The 16,386-nt window shown below is 66.7% G+C and carries 14 protein-coding genes; 1 reads left to right on the top strand and 13 read right to left on the bottom strand.

Annotation, left to right across the window (positions count from 1 at the left end):
- Positions 1 to 21 precede the first annotated feature (21 nt).
- From GL284_RS04395 to purD, 8 genes are all read right to left on the bottom strand, one after another.
- On the bottom strand, positions 22 to 942 hold the full coding sequence (locus tag GL284_RS04395; RefSeq protein ID WP_155043427.1) for a 2-hydroxyacid dehydrogenase: 921 nt from the start codon (positions 940 to 942) through the stop codon (positions 22 to 24).
- Positions 942 to 2,081, bottom strand: a complete 1,140-nt coding sequence (gene rodA / locus GL284_RS04400; protein ID WP_155043428.1) for a rod shape-determining protein RodA — start codon at positions 2,079 to 2,081, stop codon at positions 942 to 944. Before rodA ends, GL284_RS04395 begins: the two co-directional genes overlap by 1 nt.
- 1 nt (position 2,082) lies before the next feature.
- The gene (gene mrdA / locus GL284_RS04405; protein ID WP_155043429.1) at positions 2,083 to 4,026 is read right to left on the bottom strand and encodes a penicillin-binding protein 2; all 1,944 of its coding nucleotides are present in this window, start codon (positions 4,024 to 4,026) and stop codon (positions 2,083 to 2,085) included.
- A 3-nt stretch (positions 4,027 to 4,029) separates the two neighbouring features.
- The gene (locus tag GL284_RS04410; protein WP_155043430.1) at positions 4,030 to 4,560 is read right to left on the bottom strand and encodes a rod shape-determining protein MreD; all 531 of its coding nucleotides are present in this window, start codon (positions 4,558 to 4,560) and stop codon (positions 4,030 to 4,032) included.
- Positions 4,553 to 5,494: a rod shape-determining protein MreC gene (mreC, locus tag GL284_RS04415; RefSeq protein WP_341870279.1), complete on the bottom strand. Its 942-nt coding sequence runs from the start codon at positions 5,492 to 5,494 to the stop codon at positions 4,553 to 4,555. The genes GL284_RS04410 and mreC overlap by 8 nt, the downstream gene beginning before the upstream one ends.
- Positions 5,495 to 5,504: 10 nt before the next feature.
- Entirely contained in the window at positions 5,505 to 6,539 is a 1,035-nt protein-coding gene (locus GL284_RS04420; protein ID WP_155043431.1) for a rod shape-determining protein, read from the bottom strand.
- A gap of 242 nt (positions 6,540 to 6,781) precedes the next feature.
- Complete coding sequence (locus tag GL284_RS04425; protein ID WP_155043432.1) at positions 6,782 to 8,344, bottom strand: 2-isopropylmalate synthase; 1,563 nt, start codon at positions 8,342 to 8,344, stop codon at positions 6,782 to 6,784.
- 336 nt (positions 8,345 to 8,680) lie between these two features.
- Positions 8,681 to 9,943: a phosphoribosylamine--glycine ligase gene (purD, locus tag GL284_RS04430; protein ID WP_155043433.1), complete on the bottom strand. Its 1,263-nt coding sequence runs from the start codon at positions 9,941 to 9,943 to the stop codon at positions 8,681 to 8,683.
- Positions 9,944 to 10,043: 100 nt separating this feature from the next.
- Between purD and xseA the strand changes: the two genes are divergently transcribed.
- The gene (xseA, locus tag GL284_RS04435; protein ID WP_155043434.1) at positions 10,044 to 11,606 is read left to right on the top strand and encodes an exodeoxyribonuclease VII large subunit; all 1,563 of its coding nucleotides are present in this window, start codon (positions 10,044 to 10,046) and stop codon (positions 11,604 to 11,606) included.
- 90 nt (positions 11,607 to 11,696) lie between these two features.
- Here the strand turns inward: xseA and GL284_RS04440 are convergent, their stop codons facing one another.
- The 5 genes from GL284_RS04440 to GL284_RS04460 all read right to left on the bottom strand — a co-directional run bounded on the left by GL284_RS04440 (position 11,697) and on the right by GL284_RS04460 (position 16,370).
- Positions 11,697 to 12,917 carry an MFS transporter gene (locus tag GL284_RS04440; protein ID WP_155043582.1) on the bottom strand — a complete coding sequence of 407 codons (1,221 nt, stop codon included), beginning with the start codon at positions 12,915 to 12,917 and terminating at the stop codon, positions 11,697 to 11,699.
- A 38-nt stretch (positions 12,918 to 12,955) separates the two neighbouring features.
- A complete protein-coding gene (gene eda / locus GL284_RS04445; protein ID WP_155043435.1) occupies positions 12,956 to 13,600 on the bottom strand; it encodes a bifunctional 4-hydroxy-2-oxoglutarate aldolase/2-dehydro-3-deoxy-phosphogluconate aldolase in 645 nt (214 codons plus the stop codon).
- An 80-nt stretch (positions 13,601 to 13,680) separates the two neighbouring features.
- Complete coding sequence (locus GL284_RS04450) at positions 13,681 to 14,298, bottom strand: DUF1190 domain-containing protein (RefSeq protein ID WP_155043436.1); 618 nt, start codon at positions 14,296 to 14,298, stop codon at positions 13,681 to 13,683.
- A gap of 3 nt (positions 14,299 to 14,301) precedes the next feature.
- The gene (locus GL284_RS04455) at positions 14,302 to 15,525 is read right to left on the bottom strand and encodes a glutathionylspermidine synthase family protein (RefSeq protein ID WP_155043437.1); all 1,224 of its coding nucleotides are present in this window, start codon (positions 15,523 to 15,525) and stop codon (positions 14,302 to 14,304) included.
- A 125-nt stretch (positions 15,526 to 15,650) separates the two neighbouring features.
- Entirely contained in the window at positions 15,651 to 16,370 is a 720-nt protein-coding gene (locus tag GL284_RS04460) for a VIT1/CCC1 transporter family protein (RefSeq protein ID WP_155043438.1), read from the bottom strand.
- Positions 16,371 to 16,386 lie beyond the last annotated feature (16 nt).

A 16,386-nucleotide genomic window follows, 5' to 3' on the forward strand; every position in this document is an offset into this window, starting at 1 on the left:
ATCAAGCGTAAACAAGCGGTTTCAATAGCCGCGATTTCTGTCGACCAGATGCAGAAGCGGCGCACCCGTCATGGCGCGGCGCAGGTTTTCGGCGGCAATCGGCGCTGCGGTTTCGGGCCGGGTGTCGGCGGCGACATGCGGCGTCACCGTGACATGCGGATTGGCCCAGAAGGGATGCGTCGCGGGCAGCGGCTCGGTGCGAAAGACATCCAGCACGGCATGGCCCAGATGGCCGCTGTCCAGCGCGGCCAGAAGTGCGGCCTCGTCGATCAGCGTGCCGCGCCCGGCATTGATTATCGTGGCCCCCTTGGGCAGCATGGCCAGCCGCGCGGCATCCAGCAGATCGCGGGTGCCTGCGGTGTCGGGCAACAGGCAGATCAGGATCTGCGCCGAAGCCAGCGCCTGCGGCAGTTCATCGCCGCCCAGCACCCGCACGCCCGGCACGGGCTGCCCGGATTGCGACCAGCCGGTGACCGGAAAGCCCAGACCCAGCAGCGATTTCGCCACGGCGCGGCCAAGTTCGCCCATGCCCAGAATGGTGATGTCGCGCGCGCCGGCCAGCGGCGGCACGATGCCGTTGCGCCATTCGCCGTCCTGCCGGTAATGATGCATCCCCAGATGCGCGCGCATGGCCCAGCCGGTGCAATATTCCGCCATGCCGCGCGCCAGCCCCGGATCGACCATGCGGCACAAAGGCTGGGTCAGCGTGGCATTGGTCACGATCCGCTCGACCCCGGCCCACAGGCTTTGCACGACCCGCGCGCGGGTGAAGGGGGTGAAATCCAGGACCGAGCCATCCTCGGGATAGCCGGGGGCATAGATCAGCGCATCGAAGCTGGCCGGATCGCCGTCGCGGCACAGCGTCATTTCGGGACAGGCGGCGCGCAGGGCCGGGGCCCATTCGTCCCATTGACGCGCGGGGGCGGCAAACAGCACCCGCATCAGCGCGGCCTGTGGACATGTGCGGATTGCACGATGCCGAATCCCATCAGCAGGATCATCAGCGAAGTCCCTCCATAGCTGACCAGCGGCAGGGGTGAGCCCTTGGCGGGCAGCATCCCCATCACCGTGGCCATATTGATGGCGAAATACAGAAAGAACGTCCCCGCGATGCCGATGGTCATCAGGCTGGCGAAGCGGTCCCGGTTGGTCAGGGCGGAATGCAGGCAAAAGCCAAGGATCAGCACATAAAGCGCCAACAGCGACATGGCGCCGATAAAGCCGAACTCCTCGGCCAGCGAGGTGAAGATGAAGTCGGTATGTTTCTCGGGCAGAAAGTTCAGCCGCGACTGCGTGCCCTGCATGAAGCCGCGCCCCGACCAGCCGCCCGATCCCAGCGCGATCTGCGCCTGCATGATGTTATAGCCTGCGCCAAGCGGGTCCGAGCCGGGATCCAGAAATGTGTCGATGCGGCGGAACTGATAATCGTGCAGCAACTGCCAGTCCGTGCCGCGGCTTTCCATCACCGCCGTGACCAGCCCGACGACGATGGCGATGACCGCGCCGAAATACCAAAGGCTGACCCCCGCCGCGAACATGACGATGCCGCCCCCGGCGATCAGCATGACCGAAGTGCCAAGGTCGGGCTGCATCAGCACCAGCGCCGTCGGCGTCAGGATCAGCAGCACCGGGATCAGCACCCAAAGCGGGCGCGAGACCTTTTCCACCGGCAGCCAGTCGTAATAGGCCGCCAGCGTCATCACGAAGGCGATTTTCGTCAGCTCCGATGGCTGGATGCGGATCGGCCCCAGCACCAGCCAGCGCTGCGCGCCCATGCCGACATGGCCCATCAGCTCGACCAGCACCAGCAGCAGCAGGCAGGCGGCATAGGCAAAGACCGAAATCGAGCGCCAGAACCAGATCGGCACGAAGGCCAGCGCGATCATGATGACCATGCCCGCGACGAACCGCTCCATCTGCGGGCCGGCCCATTGGTCGATATCGCCGCCCGAGACAGAGTACAGCATCAGAAAACCGATGCAACTGACGGCGGTGACAAGGAAAATCAGCGGAAAGTTCAGGTGCAGCACCTTGCGCCAGCCGGTCGGCACCCGTTCGACGGTGTAATCCAGATAGCTCATGTCAGGCTCTTGCGCGCACGGTCTTGGTCGTGGGCTGGGGCATCAGGTTCATGCGCGACCAGATTTCCTGCACCTTCTCGCGTTCGCCGTCCGGATAGGCGGTGATGGGCGGCAGCCCGCCCGCCAGCGCGAACAGCAGGATGTCGCGGGCAATGGGTGCCGCAACCGCCGAGCCGCCGCCGCCATGTTCCACCACGCAGGACACCGCATAGCGCGGCGCGTCAAAGGGCGCGTAGCAGACGAACAGCGCGTGGTCGCGGCGGTTCCACGGCAGTTGTTCGTTGCGGATCACGCCGCGCGCGCGTTCGGCGGCGGTGATGTTGCGCACCTGACTTGTGCCGGTCTTGCCCGCCATCAGCCATTCCGGCGCGACGGTGCGCGACCGCCGCGCCGTGCCGCGTTCGGCATTCATCACCGCATCCATGCCGCCGCGCGCCGTGCGCAGGTTCAGCGGGTTCAGCCCCAGATCGGCAAATTCCGGCACCGGCTCGGGCACGCCGTCGATCGAGCGCACCAGCCGCGGGATGACCTCGCGCCCGGTCGCCACGCGCGCCGTCATCACCGCCAGTTGCAGCGGCGAGGCCAGCACATAGCCCTGACCGATCGAGGCGTTGACGGAATCGCCGACCTGCCATTCCTGATTATAGCGCGCGCGTTTCCACGCCCGGTCGGGCGCGATGCCTTCGGTGATGGCCGACATCGGCAGATCGTGACGCACGCCGATGCCCAGCTTGCGGGCCATGGCGGCGATGCGGTCGATGCCGACGCGCTGTGCCAGTTCGTAATAATAGACATCGCAGGAATGTTCCAAACTGCCGATCGCATCGACCGAGCCATGCCCGCCCCGGCTCCAGCAATGGAAGCGCCGCCCGGCCAGTTGTAGATAGCCGGGGCAGTAAAACCGCGTGCCTGCGTTGATGACGCCCGCCTCGAGGCCCGCCAGAAGCGTCACCATCTTGAAGGTCGATCCGGGCGGATAGGCGCCCTGCACCGTCTTGTCGGCCAGCGGGCGGTGGTCGTGGTTCATCAACTCGCGGTAATCCGGCCCCGAGATGCCACGCACGAATTTGTTCGGATCGAACACGGGCGAGGACGAAATGGCCACGATATCGCCATTCGTCACGTCGATGACCACAGCGGCGGCGCTTTCGCTGCCCAGCCTTTGCGTGGCGAAATTCTGCAACCGTGCATCCAGCGTCGTCTGCACGGTCGCGCCCTGCTGGCCTTCGACGCGCGACAGCTCGCGCATCTCGCGGCCTGCGCTGTTCACCTCAACCCGGCGGTTTCCGGCCTTGCCGCGCAGCGGGGCCTCCAGCCGCGCCTCCATGCCGACCTTGCCCAGCTGAAACTCGGGCAGGCGCAGCACGGGATCGGGGTTGTCGATCTTGGACAGGTCGTAATCCGACACCGGCCCGACATAGCCCAGCACATGTGAGAAATCGCCCGCGCGCGGATAGCTGCGCGACAGGCCCGATTCCGGGGTGACGCCGGGCAGGGTGGGCGCGTTCAGCGCGACCGAGGAAAACTCCTGCCATGTCAGCCGGTCGGCCACCATGATGGGCGTGACGGCGCTGCGGCGCCGGATCTCGGCCATCAGGTCCGAAACCTGCCGGTCGCTCATCGGGATGATCTTGCGCAGCCGGGCAATGACCGTCGACACGTCGCCCGCATCGGCGCGGGTCAGCGTCACGCGGTAATTCTGTTCGTTGCCCGCGATGATCGTGCCGTTGCGGTCAAGGATCAGCCCGCGCGCGGGCGGCAGCAGGCGGATCTTGATCGAGTTGCCATCCGACAGCAGCCGGAATTCCTCGGCATGTTCCAGCTGCATCGAGCGCAGGCGCAAGCCCAGCACGCTGATGACCGAGGCCTGAATGACCCCCAGCATCAGCACCCGACGCGAGATGCCCCGGCTGCTTTCCGCGATTTCCTTTTGCGACTTGCGCATGTGTCAGCGATGCCTCGTGTCAGGGTCGCCGGGAATGCGGCGCAGCCCAAATGGCCAGTGAAGCAGCCCCGCCACCAGCGGATAGGCCGCAGCCGTGGCGATGAATTGCAAGATCACCTGTCCCAAGGGTGGCAGGGGCAGGAAGAACAGCGCAAGGGCAAAGCGATTGGCCAGCATCATCAGGGCAAGCAGGATTGCAACACGCAGCCATTCAACCATGAATGGCAGCTCGCGCCAATGCTGCTCGCGCCTGCGGGCGGCTTCGGTGCCGATGATGACGATGGCGGCCCACAATCCCAGCGGGCGCAACAGCAGGATGTCCTCCAGAAGAAACAGCGCCGCGATCAGCAGGACGGGCAGGGTGTCGGGGCGGCGCAGGATCCAGACCAGCGCCAGACAGATGCTGAGATCGGGGCCCGGCCAGCCGATCCTGCCGGGGTTCAGGGGCAAAAGCCGCGCCGCCAGAATGGCGATGAACAGCACCACGAACAGGGCCTGCCCGGCCAGCCGCCCGCGCCGGGCCGCCTCAATCATTGCCATCCTCGGGCGCGGCGGGGGGCAGGGCTGCGGGATCTGTGTTGATCTGCAAGGGCATCGGCGGGCCGATGAATTCGGCGGGCGGCGGCGGGATCAGCAGCCCGGTATCGGCCAGCCGTTCCGAGGGGTGGCTGCGCAGCACGCGCAGGAATTCCAGCCGCCCGTAATCGGCGGCCAGCCGCACGCGCAACCGCCCGTCGCTGGCCTGCGCCAACTGTCCGACCAGCAGGCCCGGAGGGAACACGCCGCCATCGCCGGAACTGACAACGCGGTCGCCGGGACGCAGATCCTCGGGGCTTTCGATGAAATCCAGCGCCGGCACGGCGGTATTGTCGCCCGAAAGCAGCGCATGATGCCCCGAGGGCAGGATCGTCACCGGGATCCGGCTGCTGGGATCGGTCAGCAGCATCACCCGGCTGGTGGTCTGGCCCACGCCCGAGATGCGCCCGACCAGTCCCAGACCGTCCATGGTGGCCCAGCCGTCCAGAATGCCGTCCCGCGCGCCGACATTCAGCAGCACCGACTGCCGAAAGGCGCTGCCGCTATCGGTCAGCACCACGCCCGACACGCTGGTCAGCGCCGGGTCGATGCGGACATTGTTTTGCGACAAGAGCTTGGCGTTTTCCTGCTCCAGCTGGACGGCGGCCTCTTTCCAGGCCGACATCTTCTGCAACTCGCGCCGCAATTCCTGGTTCTGCTCATAGAGCCGGGCATAGGATTCGAACCCCGCCACCATGCGGCTGAGCCGGGTGACGGGGGCCAGCACCCATTCAAAGCTGGGCACGAAACGGTCGATGACGGCCGAACGCATCCGTTCGGCGCGCGGGCTGTCGATCTGCCAGAACAGAAAGACGCCCAGCAGCAACAGGACCAGCAGCGACACCAGAATGCGCCGGACCGGAGCCGCATAGTCAGGGCCCTTGCGTGCCACGGCCTGAACCTTAGCTGTCGTAGTCGATGACGTGGCGCAGCTGCTTTTCGTATTCCAGCGCCTTGCCGGTTCCCAGCGCCACGCAGCTCATCGGCTGGTCAGCCAGACTGATCGACAGGCCGGTCTGCTCGCGCAGCGCCAGATCCAGCTCGCCCAGCATGGCCCCGCCGCCGGTCAGCATGACGCCCCGGTCGACGATATCGGCGGCCAGATCGGGCGGCGTGGCTTCCAGCGCCACCATGACGGCCTCGCAGATCTGCTGCACGGGTTCGGCCAGCGCCTCGGCGACCATGGCCTGCGTGATCTCCATTTCCTTGGGAATGCCGTTCAGCAGATCGCGGCCGCGCACCATGATCGTGGCGCCGCGCCCGTCATCGGGCATCCGCGCGGTGCCGATCTGGGTCTTGACCCGCTCGGCCGTCGATTCGCCGACCAGCAGGTTGTGATTGCGGCGCAGATAATTGATCAGCGCATCGTCCATCCGGTCGCCCCCGATCCGGACCGAGCGGGCATAGACCACATCGCCCAAGGACAGCACGGCGACTTCCGTGGTGCCGCCGCCGATATCGACGACCATGCTGCCGGTCGGCTCGGTGATGGGCATGCCCGCACCGATGGCCGCGGCGATCGGTTCCGCGATCAGCCCCGCCTTGCGCGCGCCTGCCGACAGCACCGACTGGCGGATCGCCCGCTTTTCCACCGGCGTCGCGCCATGCGGCACGCAGACGATGATCTTGGGCTTGGAAAAGGTCGTGCGGCGGAACACCTTCTTGATGAAATGCTTGATCATTTCTTCGGCGCTGTCGAAATCGGCGATGACGCCTTCGCGCATCGGGCGGATGGCCTCGATGCTGCCGGGCGTGCGGCCCAGCATCAGCTTGGCGTCCTCGCCCACGGCCAGAACCTGTTTCTTGCCGTCCTTGACGTGATAGGCCACGACCGAGGGCTCATTCAGGATGATGCCCTTGCCCTTGACATAGATCAGCGTGTTCGCAGTCCCGAGGTCGATTGCGATGTCGGTGGAAAACAATCCGCCAAATGCCATGTCATTGTCCCTTCTGCCACCCCTGCCAAGGCGGCGGTTTCGCCATCGTTCATCGACGGCTATTGCCCGATTGCCCCGGCCCGAGTCGCGCTCTGTCAGGGTGCTGGACATATAGGACGCGATTTGCGTGCCGGGAACCCGAAATTTTCAGCCTCTGCGCGTTCCGGCGCACGCTGACATCGTCGTGAACGCGACAGGGGCGGCCTTGCGACCGCCCCCGTTTTGTCTGAAAGGCAAGGCCGTCAGTGCGAATACATACTGACCTGTTTGGTGTCCGAGCCTTCGCCCACCATCTCGCGCCGCACTTTCAGCCGGTTCAGCGCGCCGACATAGGCGCGAACACTCGCCAGGATTGTATCGGTATCGGCGGCCTGACCCGTGGCGATGCGGCCTTCTTCCTCCATGCGCACGGAAACAGTGGCCTGCGCGTCGGTGCCTTCGGTCACGGCATGGACCTGATACAGTTGCAGCACGGCCTGATGCGGCCAGATCGCCTTGACGGCGTTGAAGCAGGCATCGACCGGGCCATCGCCCGTGGCATGGACGGTCTTTTCCTCGCCGCCGACCACCATGGTCAGATCGGCCGATTGTCCGTCGCTGCCGCAGATCACGCGCAAATGCTTGACCTGCAGATAATCGGCCTCGGTATTGGCGGCGCTGTCCTGCATCAGCGCGACCAGATCGTCGTCATAGATTTCCTTCTTGCGATCGGCCAGCGCCTTGAACCGCACGAAGACATCCTTCAACTGGTTGTCGCCGACCTCATAGCCCAGATCGCGCAGCTTGCTGCGCAGCGCGGCCCGGCCCGAATGCTTGCCCATGGCGATATTGGCCTCGTTCAGCCCGATATCAGCGGGGCGCATGATCTCGAAGGTCTCGACGTTTTTCAGCACGCCGTCCTGATGGATGCCGGATTCGTGCAGGAAGGCGTTCTTGCCGACGATGGCCTTGTTCGGCTGCACCGCAAAGCCCGAGGCCTGCGCCACGCGCCGCGACAGGCCCATGATCTTGGTGGTGTCGATGCCGGTGGTAAAGGGCATGATGTCATGGCGCACCTTCAGCGCCATCACGACCTCCTCCAGCGCGGTATTGCCCGCGCGTTCGCCCAGACCGTTGATGGTGCATTCGATCTGGCGCGCGCCCGCCTCGACCGCGGCCAGACTGTTCGCGGTCGCCATGCCCAGATCGTTGTGGCAATGCGTGGCGAAGATGATCCCGTCGGCGCCCGGCACGCGCTCCAGCAGCATGGCGATCAGCGCGGCGCTTTCGCGCGGGGCGGTATAGCCCACGGTGTCGGGAATGTTGATCGTGGTGGCGCCCGCCTTGATGGCGATCTCGACCACGCGGCACAGATAGTCATGCTCGGTCCGGGTGGCGTCCATCGGCGACCATTGCACATTGTCGCACAGGTTGCGGGCATGGGTCACGGTCTGGTGGATACGCTCGGCCATCTGATCCATGTCCAGATTGGGAATGGCCCGGTGCAGCGGCGAGGTGCCGATGAAGGTATGGATGCGCGGGCGACGCGCATGTTTCACCGCCTCCCAGCAGCGGTCGATATCGGGCAGCTGCGCGCGGGCCAGCCCGCAGATCACGCTGTTCTGCGCACGCTTGGCAATCTCGCTCACGGCTGCGAAATCGCCCTCCGAGGCGATGGGGAAACCGGCCTCGATCACATCGACGCCCATCTCGTCCAGCATCCCGGCGATTTCCAGCTTTTCGGCATGGGTCATGGTCGCGCCGGGCGATTGCTCGCCATCGCGCAGCGTGGTGTCAAAGATCAGAACGTGGTTCTTGTCGGTCATTTTCGGAAAGTCCTTCTTACGCTTTTTGCAGGGTCCGGGCTCGAACCAAGCTGAGCGGCGGCCCGGAAGACCCGCTCAGCGCAGCGTAAGAAGCAGCAGACCGCGGAGGCTCACGGCGAAACGCGCGCCGACAGGCGCGTTCCGGGCAGTGGCGATGTGTCGCATCCGAGTCATGGCCGGACTATAGGCCCGCCCCGTGCAGCTTGAAAAGACCGAAAAATCCGCCACCGGCATTTCGCGGCCGCAAAGGCAAAGGACGGTGCAATCCCTCGCGCCGCCCTGCTGGTTTCTCTGTTCCCCAAATACTCATGCGGCGCTGCCGCCGGGCCAAAGGCCTCAGAATGCGCGCCAGCCGATATCGCGGCGGTAAAACCCCTCGGGCCAGTCGATGGCATCGGCCAGAGCATAGGCGCGGGCATGGGCCTCGGTCAGCAGCGCGCCACGCCCGGTCGCGGTCAGAACCCGTCCCCCGACCGCGACGATCCTGCCATCCTTTTCCGCGGTGCCGGCGTGAAACACCATATGGGCCGAATCTGCCGGCAAGCCCTCAAGACCACGGATCTCGGAGCCTTTCACATAGCTGCCCGGATAGCCGTCGGCGGCCAGCACCACGGTCAGCGCATGGTCATCGGCCCAGATGACCTCTGCATCGGCCAGCCGCCCTTCGGCACAGGCCAGGATCAGATCCAGCGCCTGCGCGCCCAGACGCATCATCAGAACCTGACATTCCGGGTCGCCGAAGCGGACATTGTATTCGACCAGCCGCGCCTCGCCGTTCTGGATCATCAGACCGGCATAAAGCACCCCCTGAAACGGCGTGCCACGCGCGGCCATTTCGGCGACGGTCGGGCGCACGATGCGGGCCATCACCTGTTCCTGAATGGCCTCCGTCAGCACCGGCGCGGGGGAATAGGCCCCCATGCCGCCGGTATTCGGCCCGGTATCGCCTTCGCCGACGCGCTTGTGGTCCTGCGCCGTGCCGATGGGCAGGCAGTCCACACCGTCGCACAGGATGAAGAAGCTGGCTTCCTCGCCGGACATGAATTCCTCGATGACCACCTCGGCCCCGGCATCGCCGAACGCGCCGCCAAAGGCCTCGTCGATGGCGGCGATCGCCTCCTCTTCGGTCATCGCAACGGTCACGCCCTTGCCGGCGGCCAGCCCGTCGGCCTTGATGACGATCGGCGCGCCGGTTTTGCCGATATGCGCCCGCGCGGGCTCGGCGGCATCGAAGCGCGCCCATGCGGCGGTGGGGGCCCCGCAGGCATCGCAGATCTCTTTGGTAAAGCTTTTCGATGCCTCCAGCCGCGCCGCCGCAGCCGAGGGGCCAAAGACCAGAATCCCCGCCTCGCGCAGATCGTCGGCGACACCGGCGGCCAGCGGCGCCTCGGGTCCGATCACCACCAGATCGATGGCATTCTCGGCGCAGAATTCGACGACGGCAGCGCCCGACAGGATGTCCAGCGCGGCAAGCTCGGCCAGGGGGGCCATGCCGATATTGCCCGGCGCCACGAACAGCCGGTCGCATTTCGGGTTCTGGCGAATGGCCCATGCCAGCGCATGTTCGCGCCCGCCACTGCCAAGGATCAGGATGTTCATTGCAATGGCTCCCTTCGCGCTGCCTGAGGCCTTCTAGGAAAGCACCCGGCCCGGATCAATCCCCTTGATCCCGGCGCCCCGTCGCGCCAGAACCGCAGGCATGGACCTTTTTGAAGACAGCGCCCCCGGCAACAACGCCCCGGAATTCACCGTCTCGGAAATCTCGGGCGCGGTCAAACGCGTGCTGGAAGGCGAATTCGGCCGCGTCCGCGTGCGGGGCGAAATCGGCCGCGTGTCGCGCCCCTCGTCGGGGCATCTCTATTTCGACCTCAAGGACGACCGCTCGATCATCGCGGCCGTGACGTGGAAAGGGCAGGCCGCGAAACTCTCGACCCGCCCCGAGGAAGGCATCGAGGTCATCGCCACCGGCCGGCTGACCACCTTCCCCGGCCAGTCGAAATACCAGCTGATCGTCGATGAGATCGAACCGGCAGGCGCGGGCGCGCTGATGATGATGCTGGAGAAACGCCGCAAGGCGCTGGCCGCCGAAGGGTTGTTCGACGATGCCCGCAAACGCCCGCTGCCCTATCTGCCGCGCGTGATCGGCGTCGTGACCTCGCCCTCGGGCGCGGTGATCCGCGACATCCTGCACCGGCTGCGCGACCGCTTTCCGACCCGCGTGCTGATCTGGCCCGTCGCCGTTCAGGGCGAGGCCTGCGCCCCGCAGGTCTGCGCCGCCATTCGCGGCTTCAACGCGCTGACCCCCGATGGCCCGGTGCCGCGCCCCGATCTGATCATCGTCGCCCGCGGTGGCGGCAGCCTCGAGGATCTGTGGGGCTTTAACGAAGAAGCGGTGGTGCGCGCCGCAGCCGACAGCGCCATCCCGCTGATCTCGGCGGTGGGGCATGAAACCGACACGACGCTGATCGACTTCGCCTCCGACCGCCGCGCGCCCACGCCCACCGCCGCCGCCGAAATCGCCGTGCCGGTGCGCGCCGAACTGGCCGCGCGGCTGACGGAAAACGCCGCACGGATGATCCGCGCCAGCCAGATCCGGCACCAGCGCCAGCGCCAGCGGCTGACCGATCTGGGCCGGGCGCTGGGACGTCCGCAGGCGCTGACCGATCCGGCAAGACAGCGGTTCGACCTGTTCTCGGACCGGCTGGAACCGGCGCTGAAAACCTTCATGCGCGGGCGCCGCGACCGGCTGGCGGCATTGCCGCTGTCGCTGTCGGTGCTGCGCGCCAATCTGCGCAACCGCCGCGAAAGACTGGCCGATCTGACCCATCGCCTGCCGCAGGGTGCCACACGCGGACACGCCCGCCAGCGCGAGCGGCTGACCCAGATGGCCCAGCGGCTGACCCGCGCGCGCATGCGCACGCTGACGGATGCCGCCCGCCAGATCGCGCGCGACCGCGACCGGATCACAGGGCTGACGCACAGGCTTCTGGCGACGGCCAGCCGGATGCTGCCGCCGCGCCGCGACCAGTTGGACCGCATCGACCGCCTGCGCCAGACCTTGGGCTACCGCGAGACCCTGCGCCGGGGCTATGCCGTGGTCCACGGCCCCGAAGGTCTGCTGACGACCGCAGAAAAGGCCGCGCAGATCCCGCGCTTCGATCTGGAATTCCTCGACGGTCGCCTGACGGTGCGCCCGGACACGGCCCCGGCCAAGCCCGCGCGCAAATCGAAAAGCCCCAAGGATCAGAAATCGCTGTTCTGACGTCTCTGTTCCGAAAATACTCCGGGGGACGCCGCTGCGGCCCCCGTTAAGGGGGCGGCAGCGGCGGGGGGCAGAGCCCCCGGCAGCGCCTCAGCCTTGCGCGGTGCCGCGACGCATCAGCCACAACAAGGCAACTGCCGCCAGCGCCAGAAATGGCAGCATGGCGATATTGACCGCATCCCACCCGGCTTCCGCCGATCCGCCCATACAGTTCATCAGCCCACCCGAGGACAGCGAGGCCACGAACACGCCGCCAAAGACGATGGCATCGTTCAGGCCTTGCACCCGCTCACGCTCCTCGGGGCGATAGGCGCGGGTCAGCATGGCCGTCGCGCCGATGAAGCCGAAATTCCAGCCCAGCCCCAGCAGCAGCAGCGCCACATAAAACTGCCCCAGCGCCACGCCCGACAATGCGACTCCCCCTGCGGCGGCAAGGATCACCAGCCCCAGCATGACGATCCGCGTGGCCCCGAAACGCGCGATCAGATGGCCGGTAAAGAACGAGGGCGCAAACATCGCCAGCACATGCAGCGACACGATGCTGGCCGCGTCCGAGGTCTGAAAGCCACAGCCCACCACCGCCAGCGGCGTCGAGGTCATGACCAGGTTCATCAGCGCATAGCTGACCATGGCGCAGATCACCGACACGGCAATCGCAGGCGTGCGCATCAATTCCCGCAAAGGCCGCCCGGTGCCCGCCGTGCTGCTGACCGGCGCGGGTTTCGGGATGTCCAGAAAGGCAAAGATCAGCGGCCCCAGCAGGTTCAGCCCGATGATCGCGCCATAGGTGGCCAGAAACGGCACCGCCGTCATCTCGGCGGTCAGGCGGACCAGAAACGGTCCGGTCAGCGCCGATAACAGCCCGCCCGCCAGCACCCATGAAATCGCCCGCGACTGAAACTCGGGCGGGGCGCAATCGGTCGCGGCAAAGCGGTAAAACGCCTGCGCCGCCTGATAGATGCCGGTCAGGAACCCGGCCAGTGTGAACAGCCAGAAATTCCCGATCACCAGCGCATATGAGGCAATCATCGCGCCGATCGCGGCCAGCGCGCAGGCCAGCGTAAAGCCCGCGCGCCGCCCGTGCCGCCGCATGAAACCCGCCAGCGGACGCGCCGACAACGCCGTGCCCAAGACCAGCATGGACAGGGGCAGGGTGGCGATGCAGGGGTTCGGGCTCAGCATCTTGCCCGCCAGCCCGCCGACGATGAAGATCATCGACAGCTGCGCGCCCAGCAGACCCTGCGCCACCAGCAGCACCACGACATTCCGCCGCGCCCGGCGCATATCGCCATCGCGCCCCGCCGGGCGCATATCACCGTCGCGCCCCGCCGGGCGCAGGTCGGCGCGCATCAGCCGTGTTTCAGAGAGGCGGCCTCGCGCGCGCGGGCCTCGATCTGGTCCCAGTTGCCCGACAGCACATCGGTATCGGGCGCAACCCAGCTGCCGCCGACGCAGATGACATTGGGCAGCGCCAGATATTCGGGCGCGTTCGTCGGGGTCACGCCGCCTGTCGGGCAGAAACTGACCTGCGGCAGCGGACCTGCCAAGGATTTCAGAGACTTGACACCGCCTGCGGCCTCGGCGGGAAAGAATTTCAGCATGGAATAGCCGAACTCCATCGCCCGCATCACCTCGGAGGCGGTGACGGCACCGGGCAGCAGCGGCAGGCCGATCTCCTGACAGGCGCGCACCAGACGTTCGGTCGCGCCGGGGGCCACGGCAAAGCTTGCGCCCGCATCCTTGGCGCGGCGCGCATCATCGGGGCTAAGCACCGTGCCCGCACCGACATGACCGCCTTCGACCTTGGACATCTCGCGGATGACATCCAGTGCTGCGGGGGTGCGCAGCGTCACCTCAAGGACCGGCAGGCCACCGGCAACCAGCGCGGTGGCCAGCCCCTCGGCCCGGGCGGCGTCGCCGACGACCAGAACCGGGATCACCGGGGCAAGCGCGCACAGGGCGCGGCTGTTCTGGGACTGGATCTCGGGCGTCATGGCGTTTCCTCCGGCAATGGGTCGGGGGCAAGTTGCGCCTTTCGCGCGGGATGCGCAAGGTCAGCCGCGTTAGCGATAACTCAGCCGCCGTAAGACCGCGTCCCCGACGATCCGCTGCCCACCGCCCGCGCGGTGTTCGACGCACCGAAGCCGCCGCGCTGGTTCACCTGACTGGCGGTCATCGGTGGCTTGCCCACGGTCGAGGGGGCGCGCTGGAAGGCATTGGGTGACACCTGACCCGCGCCGCGATTGGTCGCGAAGCTCTGGTTTCCGGCGGGGGTCGAATAGCGCCCGTCCGCCGTGCGCACCAGCGGCTGCGAATTGACCCCGCGCCCGCCCGACAGCATCGAGCCCATCATATAGCCCATCAGCAGCGGCATGAACATCGACCCCATGCCGCCCCCCGACTGCTGCGCCTGATCGCCGCCGCAATTGCCGACGCCATGTTCCTGTTCGCACAATTCCTTGGATTCGTAGCGCGGCGCGGTTTCGGCATAATCGGCCTGCGCCGCGGCGAAATTCGTGCGGCAGTCCTCCTCGGTGAACCACAGGCTGTTTTCCCTGGCGGCGGCGACGCAGCTTTCCAGATCGGGAAAGGATTGCGCATCGACCTGTTCATCGCGGCAGCCGGCAAGGGCCAGTGTGGCGGTGCCAGCCAGAACCAGCGCGACGTGACGGGATCTTTTCCGGGGTTTCATGTCTCAGCCCTCGATGAAATGCGGCTTGAAGCGCGACAGGTTATGGGTGATGCGGGCGCGATCCTCGCGCAGGCCGATGCCCGCGCAGGTCTCGCCGACGATCCACGCGCCGATGACCGGGTGGAAGCCCTGAAAATCGGGCAGGGCCGCCAGCGCCTGCACGATCATCGGGTGATGGGAATAGCTGGCATCGCCGGTTTCGGCCACGGCCGCGCCGTTCTCATAGATGGTGACGCCCGCCCCCTCGCGCGAGAAGATGGGCTTCGTGACATGGCCCGCCCGCAGCATATCGCCTGCCGCCGCAAAGGCATCGGCAATGGCCGGCGCGGGGCTGCCGCCTGACAGCGCATCCTGCATATCGGCATGGAAAAACGCTGGCAGCAGGTTCGGGTGATCGGGGAACATCTGCCACAGCACCGGCAGGATGGCCTTGTTCGACAGCAGCGCCTTCCACGGCGGCTCGATGAAGCGCGTCCCCGAGGATTGCAGATGCGCGGCGAATTCATCGCGCAGCATGTCCTCCCACGGGTAAAGCTTGAACAGCGTGCCGATGACGCGGGACTGGTCGTCGGCGAACTGGCCTTCCTCGGTCAGGCCGATCTGCGCCAGATCGGTGAAATGCGCGCCCAGACCCGCCTCGCGCGCGGCCCATGCCAGCGCCTCGACGGTGGCGTAATCTTCGGGGTTCTGCGCGTCGGCCGCAAAATGCACCTCTTCGGCAGGGGTGCAGATCTGGCCGAAGCGGTCCACCAGCGCCTCGTGCAGGCCGTTGAACTGGTCGCAATCCGCACCCAGCACGCCCGCCGCCTGCTGCTGTTCAAACCACAGCCACTGGAACGAGGCGGATTCGTAAAGCGAGGTCGGGGTGTCGGCGTTGTATTCCAGCAGCTTGGCCGGACCCTTGCCGTCATAGGACAGGTCCATGCGGCCATAAAGCTCGGGCTCGCCCCGGCTCCAGCTTGCGGCGACGAAATCCCAATGCGTGCGGGGGATGTCCATCCGCTGCATCAGCTCTTCGTCGCGGGTGATGCGGTCCACGGCCTCGCGGCACATGGCATGCAGCTCGGCGGCCGGGTCTTCCAGATCCTCCTCGATCTGGCGCAGGGTGAAGGCATAGGCGCTGGTTTCGTCCCAATAGGGTTCTCCGCCCATGTCCGCGAAGGTGAAGCCCAGTTCCTCGGCCTCGGCGCGCCAGTTGGGGCGTTCGGGCAGGGTGCGTTTTTCCATGATCTCTCCTTGCCCCCCGAGATGGACGACCGGGCGGCCCGGTGCAAGTCCGAAGCGCGCTTTTTGCCGTCCGACGGTCCCGGAAGGGTCAGGTGCGGATCACGACAGCGGGGGGCAAGGCGCCGTCAGACCGCGATGCCGAACAGGCTGCCGATGCCCGCCGTGATCGCCAGCGCGACGCTGCCGCCGCCCACGACACGCAGCACGGCGCGCGCGGGATGCGCGCCACCCGCCCATGCCCCCAGCGCCCCCAGCAGCGCCAGCGCGATCAGCACGGCGACCAGCACCGTGGCGATGACCGCGTTTTCCGGGGCCAGCACGGCGGCGGTCAAGGGCACGGCGGCGGCGATGCTGAAGGTCGCGGCCGAGGCCAGCGCCGCCTGCACCGGATTGGCGCTCGAGGCGTCCGACAGGCCAAGTTCGTCGCGGATATGCGCGCCAAGAGCGTCGCGTTCGCTGACCTCGCGCGCCGCCTGCAAGGCCGTGCCGGGCGACATGCCGCGCGATTCATAGATCGCGGCCAGCTCGTGCAGTTCCTGATCCGGCATGTCCTGCAGGGCCGCACGTTCGCGGGCAATGTCGGCGCGTTCGGTATCGGATTGCGAACTGACCGAGACATATTCGCCCATGGCCATGGACAGCGCGCCCGCCACAAGGCCCGCCGCGCCCGCGATCAGGATCGGGTCCGGTCCGGGATTGGCGGCGGCGACGCCGACGATCAGCGCGCCGACCGAAACGATGCCGTCATTCGCGCCCAGCACCGAGGCGCGCAGCCAGCCCATCCGATTGACATAATGCGGGTCATCGGGATGGGCAGTTGGATCGTGACTAATGCTCTGGCTCATGCGACCGCCTTTGCAA

It is taken from the genome of Paracoccus shanxieyensis (genome assembly GCF_009711265.1).
Lineage (GTDB): Bacteria > Pseudomonadota > Alphaproteobacteria > Rhodobacterales > Rhodobacteraceae > Paracoccus > Paracoccus shanxieyensis.